This is a genomic window from Streptomyces sp. McG3, from assembly GCF_018619185.1.
In the GTDB taxonomy this organism is placed as follows: domain Bacteria; phylum Actinomycetota; class Actinomycetes; order Streptomycetales; family Streptomycetaceae; genus Streptomyces.
In genome coordinates this window covers 1-2,177 of the sequence record NZ_JAAXYC010000537.1, presented here as the reverse complement: position 1 = coordinate 2,177, position 2,177 = coordinate 1, and the positions used below count along the sequence as shown (strand labels likewise).

The following is a 2,177-nucleotide window of genomic DNA, read 5'->3' as shown; positions in this document are numbered from 1 at the left end:
CGCGCAGCCCGCGCCCCGGCCCCCCGTCGGCGGGGAGAGCCCCGGGCCGGCCGGATACCGGCGGGCGCGGCGGCGGGTGCGCCGCACCCTGCTCACCGCGCTCGCGGTGCCGTCGGCAGCGGGCGCGGTGCTGCTCGCCGGGGTCGGGATGTGGGAGACGGTGGCCGCGTCCCGGTCCGTCCTCGACCCGCGCGACTACGCCCGGCTGCGGGTGGGGCAGGATCGGGCCGACATACGGAAGGTGCTGCCGGACCGGCAGTCGGTGGAGCGGCCGGCGGGCGCCGGGCCGGAGGAACGAGGGGTGACGTGCGAGTTCTACGCGATGACGGCCGACCGCTTCGACGACCGGTCCGGAGACGCGTACCGGCTCTGCTTCCGGGACGGCAGGCTGGTCTCCCGCGACGCGCTGACACCGTGAGCGCCCGATGAGCGGGCCGGACGCGACCCGGGCGGCGCACACGGCTCCCACGCACACGACCCGGGCGGCGGACGGTGCCCGGGCGGGCGTGAACCCTGCCGGGACGATCCGAGCGGGCACGGCCCGCGCGGGCACGACCCGGGCGGCGGACGGGGCCCCGGCAGACACGACCCGAGCGGGCACGACCCAGGTGGACGCGGCCCAGGTGGACGCGAACCCCGCGGGTACGACCCGAGCGGGCGCGAACCCGGCCGGGACGATCCGGGTCCTGGTCGCCGACGACGAGCCCATGATCCGGGCCGGCGTCCGCGCCGTCCTCGCCACCGACCCGGGCATCGAGGTCGTCGCCGAGGCGGCCGACGGGCGCGAGGCGGTGGAGCTGGTCCGGGCGCACCGCCCGCACGTGGCCGTCCTCGACGTGCGGATGCCGGGGACCAACGGCATCGACGCCGCGGCCGAGATCCGCCGCACCCTGCCCGCCACCGGCGTCGTCATGCTGACCACGTTCGGCGAGGACGACTACATCCTGCGGGCGCTGGGCTGTGGGGCCGCCGGATTCCTGATCAAGTCCGGCGAGCCCGAGGAACTCGTCGCCGGGGTGCGGGCCGTGGCCGAAGGCGCCGCCTATCTGTCACCGAAGGTCGCCGCCCGCGTGGTGGCGCACCTCGCGTCCACCGGGGCCGGGGCCCTGGCCGGCCGGCGGGACGCCGCCCGGGAGCGGGTCGCCGGGCTGACGCCCAGGGAGCGCGAAGTGCTGTCGCACCTCGGCGGCGGACTGTCCAACGGGCAGATCGCCCGGCGGCTGCACCTGGTCGAGGGCACGGTCAAGGCGCACGTCAGCTCCGTCCTGGCCCGCCTCGGCGTCGACAACCGGGCCGCGGCCGCCGTCGTCGCCCACGAGGCCGGGATCCTGCCACCACCGCCGGAGCAGCGCTGAGGCGAGCAGACCGGCGGGGCGGACCAGCACGAGGAGCACCGCGGTGACGACCGCCCCGCCGAGCACCGCCCCGGCGACCACGTCGTGCGGGTAGTGGACCCCCACCAGGACCCGCAGAAGTGCCGCCGCCACGGCCAACGGCAGCGTCACGGCGGCGAGCCGGGGACGCCGCACCGCCAGCCCGACCGCGAGGGCGGCGGCCAGGGTGGCGTGGTTGCTCGGGAACGACCAGTCGCCCGGTTCGGGGCACGCGGCGACCGCCCGGGCGCCGTCCAGCGCCCGGCACGGACGCTCCTCGTCGACGATCAGCTTCAGCGCCTCGCTGACGGCGTACGCCACGACCGTCCCGGCGCCGATGAGCACCGACCCCGCGACCGCGCCCGCGTCCCTCCGGCGTACCGCCGTCCAGCAGACCCCGAGCAGCAGCAGGCCGAGAACGATCAGGGTGGCCTCGGAGGACAGCTCCAGCAGATGCGCCAGCCACCCCGGACCGTCCCCGACCGCTCCCGTCAGCGACCGGTAGAGGGATACGGAAGCCCCCTGCGTGACCTCGGTCGGGCCGGGCCGCCCCAGGCCCCCGGGCGACAGCAGCCCGATCACGGCGGCCGCCGACGCCAGCAGTGCGGCCGATCCGAACAGCCTTACCGGCCAGTGGTGTTGATGTGTGTGCTTTGCCATGCCGCGAACGTACGAAGGCACTACGGCCCGGCGCGGGGGCCGAACGGCAGGAGCGGCCCCCGCCGAAGGTCGGGGTTGACGCCCGGGAGCGCCCCTCCTACTGAGCGGCACCGCCCCCGAACTCCCACGTCCTGTCTCTTATAC

2 protein-coding genes and 2 pseudogenes are annotated in these 2,177 nt (G+C 76.7%); 3 read left to right on the top strand and 1 reads right to left on the bottom strand.

Annotation, left to right across the window (positions count from 1 at the left end):
• Nucleotides 1-418, top strand: a pseudogene (locus HET64_RS38220) (sensor histidine kinase); the annotation flags it as partial.
• 205 nt (nucleotides 419-623) lie between these two features.
• Nucleotides 624-1,355: a response regulator transcription factor gene (locus tag HET64_RS38215; RefSeq protein ID WP_215111815.1), complete on the top strand. Its 732-nt coding sequence runs from the start codon at nucleotides 624-626 to the stop codon at nucleotides 1,353-1,355.
• 87 nt (nucleotides 1,356-1,442) lie between these two features.
• Here HET64_RS38215 and HET64_RS39535 read toward each other — a convergent pair.
• Nucleotides 1,443-1,661, bottom strand: a pseudogene (locus tag HET64_RS39535) (phosphatase PAP2 family protein); the annotation flags it as partial.
• Between HET64_RS39535 and HET64_RS39530 the strand changes: the two are divergent.
• Entirely contained in the window at nucleotides 1,570-1,878 is a 309-nt protein-coding gene (locus HET64_RS39530) for a hypothetical protein (protein ID WP_251146455.1), read from the top strand. The pseudogene HET64_RS39535 and the gene HET64_RS39530 sit on opposite strands and share 92 nt — an antisense overlap.
• Nucleotides 1,879-2,177 lie beyond the last annotated feature (299 nt).